This is a genomic window from Microbulbifer maximicatervae (SeqCode), from assembly GCF_052467325.1.
Window position 1 is genome coordinate 4,655,084 of the sequence record NZ_CP174310.1, and the last position, 20,495, is coordinate 4,675,578.

Genomic DNA, 20,495 nt, shown 5'->3' on the forward strand with positions numbered 1-20,495 from the left:
GTCTATTTAACAGGCGAACTGTTGTGGGGCGTTTTAAGCAAATGGTACCAGGGCACTTTATTTGGCCCTAAATTGGTGATAAATCCTGTTACAGTTGAAAATTTGGGGAGGGAAACGCTGTGAAGGTGCTATTAGTAGTTGCTTTGATACTGGTCATTGGTGGTTGTTCCCGGTATCCAAATATTCACACTAAACAAGTAGATACCGACTCTGTTTTGAGTGGACAGGCTGTTTTTAACCGATCTGTTCGAACAAATGAGCTGCCAGATGAGCAGCTTTTGGAACTTGATACGGAAATTCGCTCATACCTAAACACTCTTTCTCCTGATGCGATACCTGATAGCCGCCTTCAGGCACTGACGAGCGCGGTGAGTAAGAGGGAGCTTTTCTTTGAGTATGATGCGAACAGTACTCTCTCTGCTAGGGAAGCCTTTTATCAGCAGCGGGGTAATTGCTTAACTTTTACACTGATGATGGTTGCTATGGCGAGGGAGTTAGGGGTTGAGGCCTTCTTTAATGAAGTGGATGTTCCCCCTGTCTGGAGTCAGGAAGAGGCGGAAACGTTTGTTATTTATCGCCATGTGAATATGGTATCTAAACACCCTAGCGGTCAACGAATTATCGATCTCAATCTCGAAGTTTACGATCCTATTTATCAGCAGAGAACTCTGGATGATATTACTGCATTCGCTCTTTATTACAGTAATCGAGGTGTGGAATTCCTTCGTGAGGGAGATAAGGAGCAGGCGTTTCTATATTTGCGTAAAGCATTGCAATTACGTCCTGAGAGAAGTGATTTTTGGTCTAACATGGGGGCTTTCTACAGTCGCTTTGACCACCTGTATGAGGCTGAGCAAAGCTACCTGCAATCCCTAGTTTTACAGGGGGACAACCTGGTTGCCAGCAGCAACTTGGAGTGGTTGTATCGCGGCACTGGGCGTGATGAGTTGGCCAGAGTCTATGCCGATAGAGTGAAATTTCACAGGGAACGCAATCCTTACTACCTGTATTACCAGGCTCGCGAATCCTATGAAAACAAAAATTACCAGGATGCAGAAAAACGTCTAACGCGAGCTATAAAGACCAATGATGATGATCACCGATTCCATTTTTTACTTGGACTAGCGCAATATAACCTCGGTGATTTACTAGCTTCCAGAAATAGTTTTGAGAAAGCATTTTCGCTGGTGAGTAGCTCGGATGTAAAAAGTGTATACCAGCAAAAACTGGATCGCTTATTGAATAGTGATCATTAGCTTTAGTCATTAGTAAAAAGGGTGCCATAAGCACCCTTTTTACATCGGTTCTCGATACTTGGCTTTAGAACTGGTAGCTAACACCAGCCCACGCGTAACGACCTTGGTAGTCGTAGCTGCTGTTCACGTCATACCAGCTGGAGGTGTACGACGGCTCGCGATCAGCGATGTTGTCGATTCCTGCAGTGAGACGCATGTTGTCGTTCACATCCCAGCCTGCCTTTAAGTTTAGGTAGGTGTGGGAAGGAACATCAACATATGGACTCTGGCCATCACTTAAGTACTGTGCGTCAATACCAAAGTCCCAGTTATCGGCATACCAAGTTGCACTGGCAAGGCCACGCCATTTCACGTAGACGCCGCTACTAGTGCCAACATAATCCAGGTAGTCAGAAGTGGCTTCAGTTTCGGTATTGTAAATTTCGTACTCAAGGAGGCGGGTAGCCTGGGCACGCAGAGCGAGTTTTCCGGTGTCAAAGTACAGGTTTTGAACTACGTCGAGGTCAATACCCTTGGTTCTAATCTCACCGATATTGAGCAGAGAACCTTCCAGGTATGTGATCTGACCACTGTCGCCGCGTTCGATCAGGGCGCAAGCATCGGCAATACCATCACGGTAGCAGTCGTCCAGAATTTGCTGAAGATCCGCACTATCGATTGCGTTGGTGATTTCAACGTCGTAGTAGTCCACAGTGATGGAGAGGTCTTCAGCAAAAGAAGGTGTCCAGACGATACCAGCGGTAAAAGTACGTGCTTCTTCAGCCTCTAGGTCCTCGTTACCCCCAACATTGGTAGCAATTTGAGAGCCTGCTTGGGTAAAGCTTGACCCAACTTCACTACAGTAGGCGCCTTGCCCGGCAGTATTTGAACTGCTGGTATCACAGGGGTCCAGTAGGTACTCGTAGCTCTGGGAGGTACCGCTATAGAGTTCGTAAATGCCCGGTGCACGGAAAGAGGTTGAATAGCTAGTACGGAAACGGAAGTTTTCAGTTGGGGCGTAGACAATACCCAGCTTCCCCGTACTCTGGCCACCAAAAGTATCAAAATCGGAGTAGCGCAGGGCGATATCCATAGATAATTCGTCAGCGTACTTTTCGCCGGCGAGAATCGGCAAGTTGAACTCGGTGAACAACTCAGTTACTGAGTAGTCGCCAGCAGTAGCGTCTTGCTGGTTACCAAATGTATCGCCGTTCTGGGTTTCTTCACTGGGGTTAAACTCTCCGGATTCTTTACGGTATTCAATGCCGGCTGCAAATCCGAGAGGACCGCCGGGAAGCTGAACAGCATCAATATCACCGGTTAAACTCGCACCAAAGTTAATCAGATCGTATTCGTTATCTTCGCGATCTGTGTAGCTGATGTAGTCGATAACTTCATCGCTCATTCCGCCGAGGAAGGAAATATCCTCATCAGCGAGGCCACTGTCTCCGTCGATAACTTCTTGCAGTAGAGTTTTGTTGTAAGAATTGCCGATGGTGTTTTCACCTTCATTACGGCCATAGCTCAAGAAGGTGTCCCAGCCCCAGCCATTCTCCAGGTCACCGCGGGCACCACCCAAAAGGCGGAAGGTTTCTGTTTTTTGTTCGTAGTCACGGGTGCCGCCAGAAACGGGGCGCAGACGAATATCAGAGATGCCATCTTCCCAGCTGTCGCCGTGAGTTGCTTCTGGGGCGGAGGGCTCCAAACCGTCAGGGCTGCCCTGAGATTCCCACTCGTCATAAGCGGCTTCATAAGCAGCTAGTTCAATCTGATACTGATCTTCCGCTTCTTGCCAGGCCTCTTCCAGCTGAGCGGCAATTTCATCTGATACATTATCAGAGGTTAGATTTAAGCCGTTCCCACTGTACATGGGTTGGGCTGCCAACTGCTGGTTGGTGGTTTTTACGGTATACGAGCCTTCACCGTAGAGCTCGACGGCATCGGTAATTGAGTAGCTACCGTTAGCGGTCAGGCTGGTACGTTCCATGGAACCTGAGAGCCACATATATTGACCGATATCGTATGAGGAGTAGTCAGTAAGGGTCTCACCATCATCAGCAACACTAAAAGAGCCGTAATCAGTGAAAATATTACCGGTAGGTGACATGGAGCTATAGAGCTCTGCCCAGTCGCGATCGTTGTAGGTAATCTCATCACGTTTGCTATGGCTGATGTTAGCGATGAATTTACCGCGATCGCTTTCGCCGCCAAAGGTGATTGAAATTTCACCATTTTCACCGCCACCAGCTTCGGTGGCCCCTGCGCGTGCATTGATGCGAACTCCCTCAAAGGAGTCCTTCATTACGATATTAATAACGCCAGCAACCGCATCAGAGCCGTATACCGCTGAAGCGCCATCGGTAAGAACTTCAATTCGATCAATCATATCCACAGGGATGTTATTCATATCCACTGCAGAGCTAACCCCTGAACTGGAGGATACATAGCGACGGCCATTGACCAAGACCAAAGTGCGAGCGGAGCCTAGATTGCGCAATTCAACAAACGACAAACCGGCGCCGCCGTTGTTGTCGTTGGAGTTGATACCTGTGGTACCCATAGATGGCAGCTGGTTGAGTAGCTCGTCAATAGTGCCAACACCAGAGCGTGAAATGGCCTCCGAGTCAACCAGAGTAATTGGGCCTGTAGTGGATAAAGGGTCACGCGCAATGCGCGAGCCAGTAACAATTACTTCTTCTACTTCTGCGCCGGCGGTGGACTCCTGGGCAAATATGCCAGTACTGGCCAGTGTTCCCAGAGCAGCGATGGCAATGCTCAGTTTGGTCTTGATCATATTGGAACCTTCTTATACTTAAGGTACTTATATTGCTTTTTATGATATTGGTTAAAAGCTGTCAGACCTGACTTTAATGCATTATTTTTGGATATGGAACTACTGTGGGGCTTTTGAAGTCTCCTGATAGCCAGTTCAAGGGCATGTTTTTCAGTCTGTTTGTCTAATTTTTGTACTCTTGGCGGGGGTTTATCTGTTTAAAATCTCCTGAACTGGTAAAACTGTCACCCAGGGAGTTCGTGTGTTAGGAAATTTGTCTTTCTTCTGAAATTTACAAATTTAAGGCTTGTGAAGCCGGTCGAAGCATTGACCTGCTACTTGCTGGCGAGATGACCTCTTCTTCTCTTTTCTTGGAAGAAGTAACTCGGATGAGGGAAAAAGCTAGGGGACTTTGTCGGAGAGTACTGTGTTGGTGCTCGCCAATGGGTTTTTAGGGGAGGGTATAGAGTGGACTCGGCTAAACAAAAAAGGGCCGGCAAAGCCGACCCTTTTGATCTTCTTAGAGGTTTAGCTCTTAGAAGCTCATGCTGTACTCAGCGTACAGTACACGACCAGTATTGTCGTACAGGTTATAGTGGTCGCGAGCATATTTACCATCTTTATCCAGAACTGGATCTTCGTTGGTCAGGTTACGAGCACCAAGCTTAATCATGCCGTATGACTCTGTATCGATGCTATAAGACAGATTCACAGTGGTCCAGGAATCTAGGTCTTCGCCACTCTTAACTAGTTCACCGTTATCAGTGACATCGGTGAATTCATCGTGACTAGCGACGTAGTCAACAGTCAGGTCTACAGAATGTTGGTCCATACTCCAGCCAATACCAAACTGACCTCGGAAATCTGGGTACAGATTAAAGCCAGAAACATCCTGAACAGGGCCTTGATAGTAGGCATCAGTTTCATAGGACAACTGGTGGCTCATCAAAGTGCTAAGTGTGAGAAGTCCGTAAGGAAGCTCAAAGCTACCATCAACAGAAATGTCGAGGCCAGTTACGTCAAGAACACCAGCATTGGTAGTCTGAGAGTAGAAAATAGTCGAAGCACTGGAGCCATCACCGGTAAAGTAAATGCCACTTTCTTCTGTCAGCTCGACACCAGAAGCCCAAGCATAGAACATGCTCTGAACACTTGGCTGAATGATTACATCATCAACTTCTACGTTCCAGAGGCTCAGGTCCAGAGTCCAGTCGTCGATGAACTCCCAGTTACCACCGATAGACATAGAAGTGGAGGTTTCCGCTTCGAGATCTTCGCTAGTGGAATAGTAGACATCCCACTGTCTGTAGGTGCCAGTGATTGGGTTGGTAGCATTCTCAGCAGAGAAGGAAGATGGGCCGTACAGCTCGTCAAGAGCCGGAGCACGGAAGCCTTTACCCACTCGAGCGCGCAGGCTGAGGGTATCAGTAACGCGGTAGCTGGCAGAAAGGGTCGGAGCAACATTAGAGCCAAAGTCACTGTAGTCATCGTAGCGAAGAGCGGCGCTAACTTCGATTGCGTCAGTTACTGGCATAATGGCTTCAGCGAACAAGGCGACTACATCGCGATCACCGCTGGAAGAGTTACCAGAACTGCCACCTACGTAACCAGCTTCGGAGGCTGCGTCGTATTGGTTACCGTATTCCATGTTGTAAGCTTCGGCACCTGTCAGCATGAGGGTCTCACCTGCGCCGAACCAGTCGCCAATACCGAACTGCACATGGCCGTAGGCCTTGGACATGGCTGTGAAGTTGTCCTGAGAGGTGCTTGCCTTCATTGCATCAGCACCCTCTTCGGAAAGAGGGTCGATATCATTTGCAAGTACGTAATCGAGGCCAGTGTAAGACAGGTAGTAGCTACCGAACTCTTTAGACTCGTAACGACCGGTTTGGACGTAAGTTTCATAGCTCACGTTGTCAGACAGATCGCCACGAAGCCCCAGGGTAAGGTCGTACTGGTAGTCAGTAACAATATTGTCGCGCGGGCCAATATTGGTCCAGCGATAATAGCCAGTCAGAGTGTAATCGTCAGTGATTGTGCCGTCGGCTATCAATGCGTTGATTTCATCAGTAGTAAACGGGTTATCTGAGTAGTCTACAGGCACGTCAGACCAGGTAGCTGCTGGCGGAGCATAACGGCCGAAAGACTCTACCTTAGAGAAGAGGACGTTGGAGAAGAACTCTACTTTGTCTGAAATCTCGTAGTTAGCGGTCATGTAGGTGTTGACACGCTTTAGCTCTGCTTTGTTCGCTGAGATATTGCCGTAAGGATATGCACAAATAGTTCCGTCGCTATCACCAAAAGCGCTAGAACCCTGCTCCTGGAACACTGAGTCAGAATCACAGCTATTGGTAGCGCGGTATGATTCGTAGCCTGTTGTGCTGTCTGAAAGCAGCATGGTTCTTCCGTAGTAGGAATAACCATCTGTATCAATATATGTGTCTATTGCCCCATCGCCATTTTGATCCTGAACCCAGGGTGCTGTGTAATCGCGATCAGCGTCGTAGATTGGGTCACGACGGTCAAATTCTGCAGCAAATGTGATATTGCCGCGGTCACCGCTGATGCCGGTGATAAAGCTGAAGGACTCTTCAGAGCCATCGTCTTCAGAACGGTCACCATGGCGAACGGAGAATTCGAGGCCATCGAAATTCTCGCGCATTACCATGTTCACAACGCCAGCTACAGCGTCAGAACCGTAAACAGCAGAGGCGCCATCGGCAAGGATGTCGATGCGTTCAACAGCGGCCATCGGGATCATATTCAGGTTGACAGTGGCTGCGCCCAGGTTCGGAGAGCCAGGCAGGCGGCGACCATTCAGCATAACCATGGTACGCTGGTCGCCAAGACCGCGAAGGTCAACAGTGGCGTTGGACTGAGCGGAACTACCAGAGCGCTCACTGAAAGAGCCCAAAGAGTTCAGAGGAGTATTGCGCAGGGTGTCAGCAATCATCAGGCTGCCACCGGCGTCAATGTCGGCACGGTCCATGCTCACTACTTGCGCAGCTTCATCGAAATTGGTGCGTTTAATACGGGAGCCAGTAACAACAACTTCCTCAACGAGGGTAGCGTCATCTTGTGCAAAGGCAGGCATTGCCGGAACCATGATCGCTGCTGCAGTCAGACCCAAGGCCCCTTTTACAGCTGCGGACAGGAGATTCTTTTTCATTGTCAATCCTCTCTTGATCGTTGGATTTATAGTCTTTTGCCATAAGTGGCGATCGTTAAAAGTGACTACCCCCAAGTGGTCACTTTCCTCCCAACAAAGAACAAGACGATTGGCGGGCAGAACCCCTCATAAGAATCGTATTTTTTTTCTAATACTACGTATTGTCAGGTTTGTTACGTAAAGGGGTGGTTTCTATTTGATCAAATGGGGTGTTTTTTGATCTTTTGGCTGTTTCTACTGTGCTTCTAGGCAGTAGAATCAAAGTTTGAAGGAGAGGCTGCCGTAGAAAAAACGGCCGGTGAGGTCGTAAGTTTGATAATCGTAATTGTTGCTCACGGCAGTTGAGGCAAATGGTGGCGAGCGGTCTAGCAGATTATTAATACCAGCTGTCAGTTTAAGTCGCTGATTGGCAGTAAAGGTGAGTTGGAGGTCGTGTGCGGACCAGTCATTGATCGTGCGGCTATCCTCTACACCCTCAAGGTTCGTATAGGACTCTTTAAGGCTGCCTACGTAATGAATAGTGTATCCTGCCCCCCAAGGGCCTTTCTTCCAGTAAATTCCAGCATTTGCCTTCCACTTGGGAAGTGAGCCAGCACCGCCGGTCAATATGTCAGTAAAGGTTCCTGTGAGATCCTCTTTGGCTGATTCGGGAGAGCTTTGGTTGAGGTAATGTAGCGTGCGGCTGATATTCAGGGCGAGTTGGACGTGATTGTTAACGCCGGGGTGAAACTCATAGCGGAAGGCTGTGTCATAGCCGCGAATTTCTCGGCTGCCCTGGTTTATACGTGATGCGTAAATTTGGGTGACATCTCCATTGTCATCACGAATAACGAGGTCCGTATAGAGGTTGAAGTAGGCATTTTGCTCTAGCAGAAACTGTGGGTTGGTAGCGATGACCTGATCTTCTTTGATGTCGTAAAGATCGAATGTTCCACTGAATCCATCAATTACAGCTGGTTGCCAGGTAACTCCCAGAGATAGTGTGCGGGAAGTTTCGGGTTTTAAGTCTGGATTGCCACTGAACTCAGTCAGGTACTGTACTCGTGAGCTGTCGGCTTGACCTCGGCACCCCGGAAGATTGATTGCGTTAGAGCTTGTGCAGGGGTCAAATAAAAATTCTTGGGTTTGATAGCCCTCTTGGTTCATATCCGTCAGGGTGGGGGCTCTGAAGCCGGTTGTATAACTCCCGCGAATGAGTACTGATTCTAGTGGTTTCCATCTTACCGCGAGCTTTGGGTTGCTTGTATCTCCAAAGTCGTCGTAATGAGAGGTTCGGATAGCTCCGTCCAGCCATAAACTATCCGGCGAAAGCGGGATTGAGATCTCGGCAAATGCCTCCTTGATTATGCGGCTGCCTTTCGTTGAGCCGGGGGCGTGGCCGCCAATAAACGAAAGCCCGGAGCTGTCATTGGAGTATAGGTTTACACTCTCTCGCCTGAACTCAATTCCGGCTGCTGCGAGAATGTCTCCTGACGCTATCCTTTTAATGATGCCGTCAGTAATAAAGGTGAGTGAGGTCATGCGGGAGTTGCTGGTCGTAACGCTCTTTCCCCGAATGAAGTCCAGCTGCTCTTGATTGATACTGCCACTGGGGCCTAGAAGATTGATCGGAGTGCAGGAGGTGGTTTCATTACAGATATCAGGCCCTTTAAGTCCAATTGATAGGGCGAATGGATCTATAACATTACTCAAGCTCTCTTTTTTATGGGTTTGGTGGGTTGAGGCATTCAGTTCCCATTGCCAGTCATCCCAATAGCCTTTTAGTCCTGTGTTTATCCTCCAGGTGTTTGCCCGGTTTTCTTGAGTTCGGGCGCCTAGTTCGACAATGCGTCGGCGTACATCGTAAATATCCTGATCGAAGGTGTTATAAATATTATCTGCAGATATCGTCAGGTCGCCATTATCAAATCGGGTAAAGACAGGCGTGGGGGATGATGTTGCTTCTCCTGTTGAGCGCACTCCCATGAACTCGGAGAAAGCAAGGGTGCTTTCTCCGATATCCAGATTGCCAACTATATAGAAAGAGTCGCTCTGCGTTGCTGGGATGGCTGATGAGTAGTCGCTATAGTCAAACTTATCCTCTGGTGACCAGTCTTGATAAGTACCGGTTGAGAGGTTGGTTAATACTTCATCCTTGCCTATAGCAATAAACCCCTCGGGGATTGCTGATGATCGCTGATCAGAGCCACCTTCTTCACGACTGTCGGCCGACTCAGAAATCCCTCTATTGCGACTCATAACCTCTGCCTGACGGGTCTGTGAGAGGTTGAGCATTACGTGAGCGCGATCACCTTTCCATCCCCAGGTTAGTTGATGGGATTCGCTGCGGCGATCCCCCTGCTGGGCTTGTCCGTAGTAGCTTTTTACAGCAAGGCCTTCGAAGTCCCTTTGCAGGATAATGTTGACCACCCCGGCAATGGCATCAGAACCATAAACAGCTGAGGCTCCATCTTTTAAAATTTCTACTCTCTCGACAATGGATAGAGGAATCGTATTTAGATCTGTGGCTTCGCCATTAAACCCATCGCTGATAATCCTTCGACCATTAATTAGTACTAGTGTGCTGCTTGCTGGGAGATTGCGCAGAGAGACTGTAGCTGTTCCGTCATTTTCCTGGCTAACAGATGTGCTGGTTGAGTTGCCCGAAATGGCAGGTAGGAATTGAAGTAGGTCCGCAATAGTTTGGGCGCCAGTCATTTCAAGTTGATCGCGAGACAGTCTGTCGACTGGCAGGTATCCGTCGGATTGAAAGTGGCGTAAATGGCTGCCGGTTAAGCTTTGCCCGGTGACGGTTACCTCTTCCGTTTGTGTGTGAGATTGAGGCTGCGTAGATGTTAGCTCTGCTGCTGATGACTCAATAATTGCGACAGAGGAGGGGCCGACTCTTTTAAAGGAGAGGGGGACCTCTTTGAGTAATTCGGCAAGGGCGGGCTCAAACTGACCTTGAGGGCTCTGTAGAACTTGCTTGCTCACCCGATAGTTTGCAGCAAAAGAAGTTCTAACAAGCAGTGATATTTTGCATTGCTTTCCCAGCGATATCAGTGCTTTTGAGAGGCTTCCTGAGGGTATCTGGATCCCAGATTCAGGGCACTGGGCGAGGGCAGCACTGGGAAGAAGGAGTGCTGTCGCAAGGGATATTTTTATCCAGTGCCTAAGATTCAAGGGGGTGCCCATTATTGTAAGTGCCGGCCATCGCTGCCGGCAAGGGTGTTGCTATTTTGGTTTTATGGGCGGATTAACCTAATTGGACAAGAAACAACCGCCCTAAAGGACGGTTATAACCTAGTTATTCGCGGGAGACAAGATAGTCAGGTTGGCGTTACTGTGGTCTTGTTGTAAGTCCAGTGCGGTTGCGATGGCTTTTAGAGTGTTGTCCGGATCAGATACCTCAAAAGTTCCAGAAACAAGTCTGTTTTCCACTTGGGCTGAAGCAGCAACGGGTACGTTGAGGTAGCGGTTTAGCTCTGTGAGAGCATCTTTAAGGGGGGTTTTTTCAAAGACTAGTAAGCCTTTAGTCCAGTCCGTAGCCTCCTCTGGGGAGGTCCGACCGATTGGGCTGAGTCCGCGGTCAGATACACTGACCTTCTGGTTTTTAACCAGTTGCACTGACTCAGGTTTTAGTCCAGGAGCACTGCCAGACTCGGTGACCGAAACCGTGCCTTCAGTTACAGATACCCGTGTGTTTTCAGGGTTGAGCTCCACATTAAACTCGGTTCCTAAAACTCGAATATTGGCGCTACCCGCAGAGACGGTGAAAGGGCGCGATGTTTGCCTGGCTACTTCAAAGAATGCCTCACCGCGAACAAGCTCTGTTCGGCGCTCATCCCGGTTATAGATTACTCTCAACTTACTGTTGGAGTTCAGCTTTACTTCGGAGCCGTCAGGTAGGCTGATAGTTTGTATTTGGCCGCGTTCTGTTGCATACATCTGAGCCTGGGTTTCGCCGCCCATACCTTGGAAGCTTACCCACAAAGTTACAATCGCTCCACAGGTTGCAAGCCCCCCACCAATGAGCCACTGGGGTAAGGTCCAGGCCTTGGATTTGGTGGACTCTGTTCTATCGAGGTTTCTTTTCTTTTGGGATGGAATGCTCTCGGGAAAAAGAGTTCCCAAAGGCATTTTGGATAGGGCTCCCAGGTCACCCCACAGTTCAGTGATTTCTGCAAAGGCCTGCTGGTTCTCCTCGATGGAGTACCACTCTTTAAATTGAGAGCGATCGGCGAGCGTAATCGAGTCAGAGCGCAGGCGAGCCACCCAAGCACAAGCCTGATCCAGGCTGTCTTCGCTTACTGCTTGCTTCGGGTTGGTTCTCATGGCTGCTCAAATACCTTGTATCTTTAGACTTTAATTGGCACAACGATGCTAAAAAAGGGCATCTTACTCAAAATTTCCTTATTTGTGTGGCCTCTACTTTGTGTTGTACAGGTCGGAACAAAACAATTCCGGAAATTTCTCTTAATTAGCAGTGAAAAATGCTGCTATTTGCAGGGATCCTAGTACGGCTCAATTTCTTAATTGGTCCTTGCAAGCTGAGACGGCTGAACAGGTTTCCCCCTCAACTAATTTTTAGATCTAGTGGATCAACAGTCTATGCCTGCACAGGAGGCTGCTCACCTATCCGGGTTCACCTTTTTGCGGCAGGCCTTCAAGGCCTGCAAAATATATTTTTCCACGCTGCTGACTGAGATATTCATTTCCTGGGCAATCTCGCTATAGGAGAGACCACGTGTTCTGTGCAGGAGGAATGCTTGGCGGCACTTGAGGGGCAGCTTATCCATGGTTTCGTAGATGGACTGAAGTTGCTGGCGGGCTGCTAGCAGCCTTTCTGGTGACTGGTGGTCCGCGTGGTCGTCTGTATAGGGCTCGCCCTCCATAGGAACTTGCTGGCTTACATATTCCACATGCAGCTTGCCTCGGCGCAGTTGGTCTACAGCAAGATTATTGGCAATCTGGTAGAGGTAGGCCCGTGGATTCTCAAGTTCCTTTTCATCGCTGAGTTTTTGCAGGCGTAGATAGGCGTGTTGGGCGATATCCTCGGCATCGTCAGGGCTTTTTACAATGCGAGAGACAAAGCGTACCAAGGCCTGTCCGTGCTCGGTAAACAGCCTTTCAAGAAGCGTCTTCCTGGCCTTATTCATTACTAATCGTGATCCCCGTACCCTGCTCGCTGTAGTTATGGACTGATTGTTCTTAGTGCGAGCTGGCGCACAGTTATATCACAAGCATTGGTTTCGCTACGAGAGGTACGATCGAACTTGACTGGTCACACTCTCCGATTCTCTATGCCTGGCGGTGGATGCCGGTATAATGGCGGCCGCGCCACAGGCGCAGACAATAAGACCTTGCAGAGGTGTGTCGAGCACCGGAGATTGAATGAGTTATCAAGTACTGGCACGGAAGTGGCGGCCGAAGCTGTTTCGCGAGATGGTGGGACAGGAGCATGTTCTCCAGGCGTTGATCAACGCTCTGGATAATGGTCGCTTGCACCACGCCTACCTCTTTGCCGGTACCCGTGGTGTGGGTAAAACCACGATCGCACGAATCCTGGCCAAGTGCCTGAATTGTGAAGAGGGGGTCAGTTCTGAACCCTGTGGCCAATGCCACACTTGCAATGAGATTGCAGATGGCCGTTTTGTCGACTTGATCGAAGTGGATGCAGCCTCGCGCACCAAGGTCGAAGATACTCGTGAACTGCTTGAGAACGTGCAGTACGCACCGACCCGGGGTCGCTTCAAGGTTTACCTGATCGACGAAGTCCATATGTTGTCGAACAGCTCGTTTAACGCGCTGTTAAAAACCCTCGAAGAACCGCCTCCCCATGTAAAGTTTCTACTGGCAACGACTGATCCGCAGAAGTTGCCGGTTACCGTGCTGTCCCGCTGTCTTCAGTTCAAGCTGAAGAATATGAGCCCCGAGCGGGTTGTGGGGCACTTGAAGTTTGTGTTGGAGCAGGAACAGGTTCCATTTGAAGAAGGCGCCCTGTGGCATCTCGGTCGTGCGGCAGATGGCAGTATGCGTGATGGGATGAGTCTTACTGACCAGGCCATCGCATTTGGTGGGGGGCAAATTACCGAGGCGGAAGTGCGCGGTATGCTGGGCAGTATCGATACCGGTTTGGTGTGGAAGCTGCTGCAAGCCTTGTCTGAAGAGGACGCACAGGCTTTATTTGCCACAGTTGCTGAGTTGTCTCAGCAGGCCCCTGATTACAGTGCAGCGCTGGCAGAACTTGCCGATAACCTGCACCGTATCGCAGTGGCTCAGGTGCTGCCTCAATCTATCGATAATTCCCTGGGTGATGGTGAGCGACTGAGAAATTTAGCTGGGCGTATCGCCCCGGAAAATGTGCAGCTGTATTACCAGATGGCTCTGCTGGCCCGGCGTGACCTGCCCTTGGCCCCGGATCAGCGCAGTGGCTTTGAAATGGCTCTGCTGCGGATGTTGGCTTTCCGTCCCCAGGGTGTTGCGGATATTCCCCGTTCTCCACTGCCATCGGCTTCCGAACCCGTTTCGCCTGCACCGGCTCAGGAAGCGCTACAGCATCAGGCTCCTGTAGCACCAGAAGTACCGGAGGTCAGTCCGGCAAAAAAGCCTGAAGCGGCACAGCCGCAGGCTGTTACAGCGGTTGATCTAACTCCCTCGCAGGCAGTGGAAGGCCTGCAGCCGTTTAAACATCAGACAGAGCAGCGAGAGGCAGAGTCGACAGCTCCAACTGAAATGATCAGTGAGCCAGCGACGGAGGTTCAGCCGGAGCAAATTACAAGCCAGCCCCCTGTCCAGGGAGTGGCAGAAGAGCGTCCCCAGCGTAAAGATGTCCTGGCCGAGCTTCGCCAGCGAGTTGCGGAAGTGGAGTCGGCGCCGGCACCACAGCAACCAGTACCACAAAATACGGTGAATACCTCGCGGCAGGCTCCGGTAGAAAGCCGCAGTCAGGAAGTGCCAAAAGGGCGTTTGGAAGCATTAACGCCTGGCAGTTGGCCGGTAATGTATGGACAGCTGGGTATTACCGGTATTTTGCACTCCATTGCCCAGCACTTGGAGATGGTGGGCAGGCAGGACAATATACTCTCGTTCACCCTGGATGAATCCTACAGCAGCCTCTACGACGAAGTTCACCAGCGGCGTCTGGGGGACTCTCTGGCTGACTTCTTCCAACAGCCTGTGGTAGCGCAGATACAAGTAGGGCAGGTACATGGGAGTACCCCCGCCCGATTAGTCGCAGCTACCCGCCAAGCGCGGCTTGAAGCTGCCCAGGATGCACTGGTCGCTGACCCGCTGGTTCAAGAGTTACAGGTAGAATTGAGTGCGGAACTGGTGCCGGGTTCCGTAGAATCACTAGTAGTAGAAGATTAATGACAATTAGGGCCCGGTTTATTCCGGGGCCACATGCACAAGATAGAGGTTACCTATGAAAGGTTTGGGCGATTTGATGCAGCAGGCCCAGAAAATGCAGGCCGATATGCAGGAAAAAATGCAGAAGATGCAGCAGGACCTGACTGAGCTTCGCATCTGCGGTGAGTCTGGGGCGGGTATGGTCAAGGTGACGATGAATGGTCGCCACGATGTGACATCTGTGGAAATTGATCCCTCCCTGATGACTGAGGAGAAGGAAATGCTGGAAGACCTGCTGGCCGCTGCGGTCAACGACGCTGTGCGCCGTGTAGAGGAAAAAACACAGGAACTGCAAAAGCAGGGGATGGGAGACCTGACTTCAGGTATCAATTTGCCTGAAGGCTTTAAGTTCCCCTTTTAAGAAGTGGCCATCCACTGGTTTTGAGTTTGTATGTTTAGTCCCCTGATTGAAGAGCTGATCCGCGCGCTCCGCTGTCTGCCCAGTGTGGGCCCCAAGTCCGCGCAGCGCATGGCGATGTACCTGTTGGAAAAAGACCGAGAAGCTGCCTCCCTACTGGCCCAGAGTTTGGCACGAGCGGTGGAACAAGTCGGGCGCTGTGGGCAGTGTCGCACCCTGACAGAGGAGCCCGTTTGCTCATTGTGTAGCAATAGCCGGCGCGAGCAGGACTCACTTTGCGTGGTTGAGACGCCCGCTGATGTTCTGGCTATTGAGCAGGCCGGTAATTACCACGGTCGCTACTTTGTCCTGCATGGGCATCTCTCGCCCATCGATGGTATTGGCCCGGGGGACCTGGGGATCGACTTGCTGGAGCAGAGGCTCGCTACTGAGCAGTTGCGCGAACTTATTGTCGCCACTAACCCTACGGTAGAAGGTGAAGCTACCGCGCAGTACATCGCGGAGAGAGCTCGTGCCCAGGGGGTGACGGTGAGCCGGATTGCCCACGGTGTGCCCATCGGCGGAGAGCTGGAATATATCGATGGCGGCACTCTCGCCCACGCCTTTAACAGTCGAACCGCATTTTTTTCCGGCAGTTGAGTGATATCGATGACAGAAATAGATACCACTCCACGCTGGGTCGACAGTTACGAGCAGCTGGTAGAGTTGTGTGCAGAATGGCGCAAGCAGAGTGCGGTAGCCCTGGATACCGAGTTCATGCGCAGCCGTACTTTTTATCCCCAGCCGGCGCTGGTCCAGGTAGGTGATGGAAAACACTGCTACCTGATCGACAATTTGGCGATTGAGGAGTTACAGCCGCTTCGCGACCTCTTGCTCGATACCGCTGTCACTAAAATCATGCATAGTTGTAGTGAGGACCTGGAAACCCTTGAGCGCTTGCTGGGGGTGATTCCCGAGCCCATTTTTGATACCCAAATTGCCGCTGCGATCTGTGGTATGAAAGCGGGCTTGGGTTATGCGGCGACAGTTAACCAGCTACTGCATATTGAATTGCCCAAGAGTGAAACCCGCTCGGACTGGCTGCAGAGACCTCTCAGTGATGCACAGAAAACCTATGCCGCCCTCGATGTTGCTTGGTTGCCGGTACTCTACGGCGTACTGGTAAAGGACCTCAATGCGAAGGGGCGCCTGGAGTGGTTGCAGGAAGACTGTGCATCATTGGTGGTCACGGCTCGAAACCCGAACCCACCTGAGGTTTACTACCAGAAAGTGAAAGGTGCCTGGCGCCTGCGCAGTAAACAGCTGGCGGTGCTTCAGGATGTGTGTGCTTGGCGCGAAAAGCAGGCTAGGGCGCTGAATATGCCGCGCAATCACCTGTTGAAAGAGAATATCTGTCTCGGCCTGGCCCAACAGTTGCCGCGGCATAGAGGTGCCTTGAGCCAACTGGGTATGGAAGGGCGAACTCTGCGTGAGCACGGCGAGGCCCTGTTAAAAATCGTTGCCCAAGCCTGTGAGAGAAGCGATCCACCTGCGCGAATGCAGCAGCCCCTCAACCGGCAGCAGGGAGAAATCCTCAAGCAACTGCGGCTTGAGATGGTGTCTATTGCCGAGCGGGCCGGGTTGCCTGCCGAAATATTAATTCGCAAAAAAGAGCTGGAAGCCTTGGTCCAGGGCCGTCGACCCGAGTTAGAGGGGCGGCTCAGAGGGTGGCGGGCCGATGTGATTGGCCATCCTTTGCTCGAAGCTCTGAAACAATTGCGTAGAGAGGAATTGAAGTGAAAGTTTTATGCGATATTTATCGCAGTCCAAATAAAGACGAAATGTATCTGTACGTGGATAAGCGCGAGGGCACTGCGAGGGTTCCCAAAAATCTACTGGAGCTTTTCGGCAAGCCGCAGCACGTCACTACGATGTTGGTGACGCCGGACAAAAAACTGGCCCGTGCAGAGGCGGACAAGTTGCTCAAAGAGGTGCGCACTCGCGGCTATTACTTACAGATGCCGCCAATAGCCGATTCCGAAATGAGTGAAATCGCGCTGAAGAACAGCAAGTTGCAACGCTGAGTCGAGCTAAATGGCACAGGAGCCTTTTTGGCGGCGGAAAACGCTGGAGCAAATGAGTCGATCCGAGTGGGAGCAGCTTTGTGACGGTTGTGGTCGCTGCTGTCTGCATAGCTTGGAGGATGAGGATACGGGTGAGGTCTACCTCACTAATGTGGCCTGCCGCCTGTTGGATACCCATTCCTGCCAGTGCAGTGAGTACAGCCAGCGCAAAGCCCATGTTCCCGGATGTATTCAGTTGCGTATAGAGGATATTGCCGAATTCGATTGGTTGCCGCTCACCTGCGCATACCGCAGTCTTGCGGAAGGGCGCCCTCTTGCGGACTGGCACCCACTGGTGTCGGGGGACCCGGAATCCGTACATCGGGCGGGGATATCGGTGCGTGGGCGCGTTGTCAGTGAAGAGTCGGTTCATTCAGACGATATGGAGGATCATATTGTCTCTTGGGTTGAACAAGGTTGATCGCAAACGGGAACTGCGACCTGTGAACGCCTTTGAATATTGCGCATAATTAAGGAGCCTCTGAATAACTCCGTAATGCCTCTGCGGGTCTTGAAGGCTGCAGATGTTAGGCGCAGCTCGCCGCGAATGGCCGTAGCCCTTTGCAAGAGCTGCAACGCAGCAGATGCGGCCTTCAAGGCCCGCCCTTCGGGGCATTCGGAGCGATTCACACTCCGCGTTGCGACTTCTTGAAAGGTCTAGACATTCCTGCGAAGCCGCGCCTTGATTGTGAACCGCTCTGCATGCCAGAGGCATCACAGAGTTACTCAGAGGCTCCTCAAATCATTCTTCGGATCGATTTATGGCTGGCAGTGCTTGTCTGCGAAGCGGCGTAAATATGCCGGTTCCGAGCGAGTGACGATGTAAAGGACCCTGGCATATTTGCCCGATATTAAATCGGTGTGCCAGAAAGTAGAGTGAGAGAATGACAGAAGATTTCCAATTTGCCTGGATGGTATACGCCGCTTCAACACTGGTTATGCTGTTGGCGGGCTGGTGGTTTATGCGCAATTGGCGCTGGAGTTGGGTGCGCCAGACTCTACTGTTAGTGGCTGCGGCAGTGTTGTTGGCGCCGGCAAAGACCTCTGTAGCGGAGTCAGTTGCTGTGCCGGTGTTGCCGCTATTTGTTTATCAAACGCTGTTTGAAGAAAATGGAGCGGCGCCAGAGGTCACTACCAATTTGATATTCGCTTCGGGTGGAGCCCTGGCGATCATGGTTGTTTGGGGGATTGTCAGCTTGCTGATGAGATTTCGTCGGGACAGGCGTCGTCGCTTTGATGAAGATCCCTACTTTAACGAACAATAACCCAAGACATGGCTGTCATGCCTGAGGGCAGGGTAGCCATTCACCCAGTATTTTTTGTTGCACTTTAATTCACTTGCGCAGCCATCGTCCCTCCTCGACGCCTATATCCAGGCCTTCACTCGGTTGCTCGTATCAAAGGCGCTAAAACCCTTTAGACCGACAACCCCAGTCAATGACAGCTGCTATATCTATTAAGCTGGTTCCCGCTGTGGCGCAATGCAAAACAATGTAAAAGCCGTGTCACTTTTCTGCCAGGTATCCAGTAATAACAAGAGCGGCTGTATCCTGCATGTGGGAAATACCTCGCACCTAACAGGGGAAGAGGGCAAGGGCAGTCGTGAATAGAGTGAAATATTCAGTTCAATACCCACTTGCCCGGATTGGCAGTGAGAGCCGAATGGCTGAGGAATACTGATGCTCGATCACCTGCTTATATTGACTGCAGTAATGCTGGTTTCGGGCATTTTGGGTGGGTTGGTCAATTACTATCAAATGCTGTTTACCGAAGAAGATCCAGCGGGGCTCGCACGTTGCCTGATTATGGGGCTGTGTGGCGCCTTGATGGTGCCGATATTCCTTAAATTCACCCAGAGTGACTTGTTGATAGAAATCCAGGGTGACCCCTCGCGTTTATTGATTTTTACCGGTTACTGCCTGCTCGCTGCAATTGCGTCCCGTATGTTCGTGTTTAACGCCGCACGGCGCCAGTTGCGCGACGCCAGTATTGCCCGCGCCCGAGTAGAGAATATGGAGCAGGAACTGCGCACCATGCAGTTGGAAATGATGCCCCTATTGGAGCATGAAATTGAGGGCGATCCCGAGCAGGGGCCGACCATCGATTTCAATCAGATCCGTAAATTGGATGACAATGCTCTACAGGTACTGCATTTGTTAAATACCGGGGAGTGTGTATTTCGGTCTCTTTCCGGCATGGTGCAGGACAGCGGTATGGAGACCAATTCTATAGCTCGCGCCTTGAACAGCTTGCTGGTGCTGGAGATGGTCGGGAAAATTCACAGTCACCTGGGTATCCGCTGGTATATCACCGGCAAAGGTCGCCAGGTTGTACACCGCCGCAGTACCCAGATGGCCTAGGCTGCTTCGGAAAGCCCACGCGGGCTTTCAAGACTCGCCCTGCGGGACTGGCAAATTTCCCCAGCGCAAGCTGGTCATCCAAATTGAGCGTTACCGCCTCGCCCCCAACCTGTTGTTCAATTATCATTCGCTAAAAGAGATAGTTAGCCTCGACGACAGGATTGGAGCAGTTATGAAGTTTACCGGTACCGAAAGCTATGTAGCGACCGAAGACTTGCAGATGGCGGTGAATGCGGCCGTTACCCTGCAGCGCCCACTATTGATCAAGGGTGAGCCCGGCACCGGCAAAACACTGCTCGCCGAGCAGGTAGCAGAGAGCCTTGGACTAAAGCTGATCCAGTGGCATATTAAATCCACCACCAAAGCCCAGCAGGGCCTGTACGAGTACGACGCGGTATCCCGCCTGCGGGACTCCCAACTGGGGGTGGATAAGGTTCACGATATTGGCAACTACATTAAGCGCGGTAAGCTTTGGGAGGCCTTTGCGGCGGATGAGCGTGTGGTGCTGCTGATTGATGAAATCGATAAAGCGGATATCGAATTCCCCAACGACCTGCTGGTTGAACTGGATCGCATGGAGTTCTTTGTCTATGAGACTGGCGAAACCATCAAGGCCAAGCAGCGCCCCATCGTAATTATCACTTCCAATAATGAGAAAGAGTTGCCGGACGCCTTTTTACGCCGTTGCTTTTTCCATTACATCAGCTTCCCCGATCGTGACACCATGCGCAAAATTGTCGATGTGCACTACCCAGGGATCAAAGGGCAGCTGGTGGCCGAGGCAATGGATATTTTCTTCCAGCTGCGCGAGGTTCCAGGTCTGAAGAAAAAGCCTTCGACCTCCGAACTGATCGATTGGCTCAAGCTGTTGATGGCTGATGATATTCCCGAGGAGATCTTGAAAAACAGCGATAGCAGCAATGCCATTCCGCCGCTCTATGGTGCCCTGCTGAAAAACGAGCAGGATGTCCATATGCTGGAGCGCCTGGCGTTTATGGCCCGTCGCGATAATCGCTAAACTGTGTTGGTTAATGTCACCGAGGGCTTAGGTTGTCCTCGGTGATTTCGGCCCGGTTTAACCGGGTGTTATTTTTTCCCTGTGCTGACTG

15 protein-coding genes are annotated in these 20,495 nt (G+C 51.1%); 10 read left to right on the forward strand and 5 right to left on the reverse strand.

The genetic code is table 11. From position 1 onward, the window contains the following. Nucleotides 1-119 precede the first annotated feature (119 nt). Nucleotides 120-1,256: a tetratricopeptide repeat protein gene (locus ACJJIE_RS20815; protein WP_282934180.1), complete on the forward strand. Its 1,137-nt coding sequence runs from the start codon at nucleotides 120-122 to the stop codon at nucleotides 1,254-1,256. Nucleotides 1,257-1,320: 64 nt separating this feature from the next. Here ACJJIE_RS20815 and ACJJIE_RS20820 read toward each other — a convergent pair whose 3' ends face one another. The 5 genes from ACJJIE_RS20820 to ACJJIE_RS20840 all read right to left on the reverse strand — a co-directional run bounded on the left by ACJJIE_RS20820 (nucleotide 1,321) and on the right by ACJJIE_RS20840 (nucleotide 12,315). Continuing rightward, the gene (locus tag ACJJIE_RS20820; protein WP_282934179.1) at nucleotides 1,321-4,029 is read right to left on the reverse strand and encodes a TonB-dependent receptor plug domain-containing protein; all 2,709 of its coding nucleotides are present in this window, start codon (nucleotides 4,027-4,029) and stop codon (nucleotides 1,321-1,323) included. A gap of 514 nt (nucleotides 4,030-4,543) precedes the next feature. Further along, on the reverse strand, nucleotides 4,544-7,177 hold the full coding sequence (locus tag ACJJIE_RS20825; RefSeq protein ID WP_444892836.1) for a TonB-dependent receptor plug domain-containing protein: 2,634 nt from the start codon (nucleotides 7,175-7,177) through the stop codon (nucleotides 4,544-4,546). Nucleotides 7,178-7,435: 258 nt separating this feature from the next. Further along, entirely contained in the window at nucleotides 7,436-10,150 is a 2,715-nt protein-coding gene (locus ACJJIE_RS20830) for a TonB-dependent receptor (RefSeq protein ID WP_444892837.1), read from the reverse strand. Between the two features lie 309 nt (nucleotides 10,151-10,459). Then, a complete protein-coding gene (locus ACJJIE_RS20835) occupies nucleotides 10,460-11,491 on the reverse strand; it encodes a FecR family protein (protein WP_282934176.1) in 1,032 nt (343 codons plus the stop codon). A 296-nt stretch (nucleotides 11,492-11,787) separates the two neighbouring features. Continuing rightward, complete coding sequence (locus ACJJIE_RS20840; RefSeq protein ID WP_282934175.1) at nucleotides 11,788-12,315, reverse strand: RNA polymerase sigma factor; 528 nt, start codon at nucleotides 12,313-12,315, stop codon at nucleotides 11,788-11,790. Nucleotides 12,316-12,550: 235 nt separating this feature from the next. Here ACJJIE_RS20840 and dnaX point away from each other — a divergent pair, with 235 nt between their 5' ends. From dnaX to ACJJIE_RS20885, 9 genes are all read left to right on the forward strand, one after another. Continuing rightward, a complete protein-coding gene (gene dnaX, locus ACJJIE_RS20845; RefSeq protein ID WP_444892838.1) occupies nucleotides 12,551-14,527 on the forward strand; it encodes a DNA polymerase III subunit gamma/tau in 1,977 nt (658 codons plus the stop codon). Nucleotides 14,528-14,582: 55 nt separating this feature from the next. Next, nucleotides 14,583-14,927 carry a YbaB/EbfC family nucleoid-associated protein gene (locus ACJJIE_RS20850; RefSeq protein ID WP_413664473.1) on the forward strand — a complete coding sequence of 115 codons (345 nt, stop codon included), beginning with the start codon at nucleotides 14,583-14,585 and terminating at the stop codon, nucleotides 14,925-14,927. 30 nt (nucleotides 14,928-14,957) lie between these two features. Beyond that, nucleotides 14,958-15,563, forward strand: a complete 606-nt coding sequence (recR, locus tag ACJJIE_RS20855) for a recombination mediator RecR (RefSeq protein ID WP_282934172.1) — start codon at nucleotides 14,958-14,960, stop codon at nucleotides 15,561-15,563. A 9-nt stretch (nucleotides 15,564-15,572) separates the two neighbouring features. Continuing rightward, nucleotides 15,573-16,703, forward strand: a complete 1,131-nt coding sequence (gene rnd, locus ACJJIE_RS20860) for a ribonuclease D (RefSeq protein ID WP_444892839.1) — start codon at nucleotides 15,573-15,575, stop codon at nucleotides 16,701-16,703. Then, a complete protein-coding gene (locus tag ACJJIE_RS20865; RefSeq protein ID WP_444892840.1) occupies nucleotides 16,700-16,987 on the forward strand; it encodes a YcgL domain-containing protein in 288 nt (95 codons plus the stop codon). The genes rnd and ACJJIE_RS20865 overlap by 4 nt, the downstream gene beginning before the upstream one ends. 10 nt (nucleotides 16,988-16,997) lie before the next feature. Continuing rightward, entirely contained in the window at nucleotides 16,998-17,447 is a 450-nt protein-coding gene (locus ACJJIE_RS20870; protein WP_444892841.1) for a YcgN family cysteine cluster protein, read from the forward strand. A 463-nt stretch (nucleotides 17,448-17,910) separates the two neighbouring features. Continuing rightward, the gene (locus ACJJIE_RS20875) at nucleotides 17,911-18,291 is read left to right on the forward strand and encodes a hypothetical protein (RefSeq protein WP_282934168.1); all 381 of its coding nucleotides are present in this window, start codon (nucleotides 17,911-17,913) and stop codon (nucleotides 18,289-18,291) included. Nucleotides 18,292-18,705: 414 nt separating this feature from the next. Beyond that, entirely contained in the window at nucleotides 18,706-19,386 is a 681-nt protein-coding gene (locus ACJJIE_RS20880; protein ID WP_108731891.1) for a YEATS-associated helix-containing protein, read from the forward strand. Between the two features lie 172 nt (nucleotides 19,387-19,558). Then, nucleotides 19,559-20,404 carry an AAA family ATPase gene (locus ACJJIE_RS20885; protein ID WP_282934167.1) on the forward strand — a complete coding sequence of 282 codons (846 nt, stop codon included), beginning with the start codon at nucleotides 19,559-19,561 and terminating at the stop codon, nucleotides 20,402-20,404. Nucleotides 20,405-20,495 lie beyond the last annotated feature (91 nt).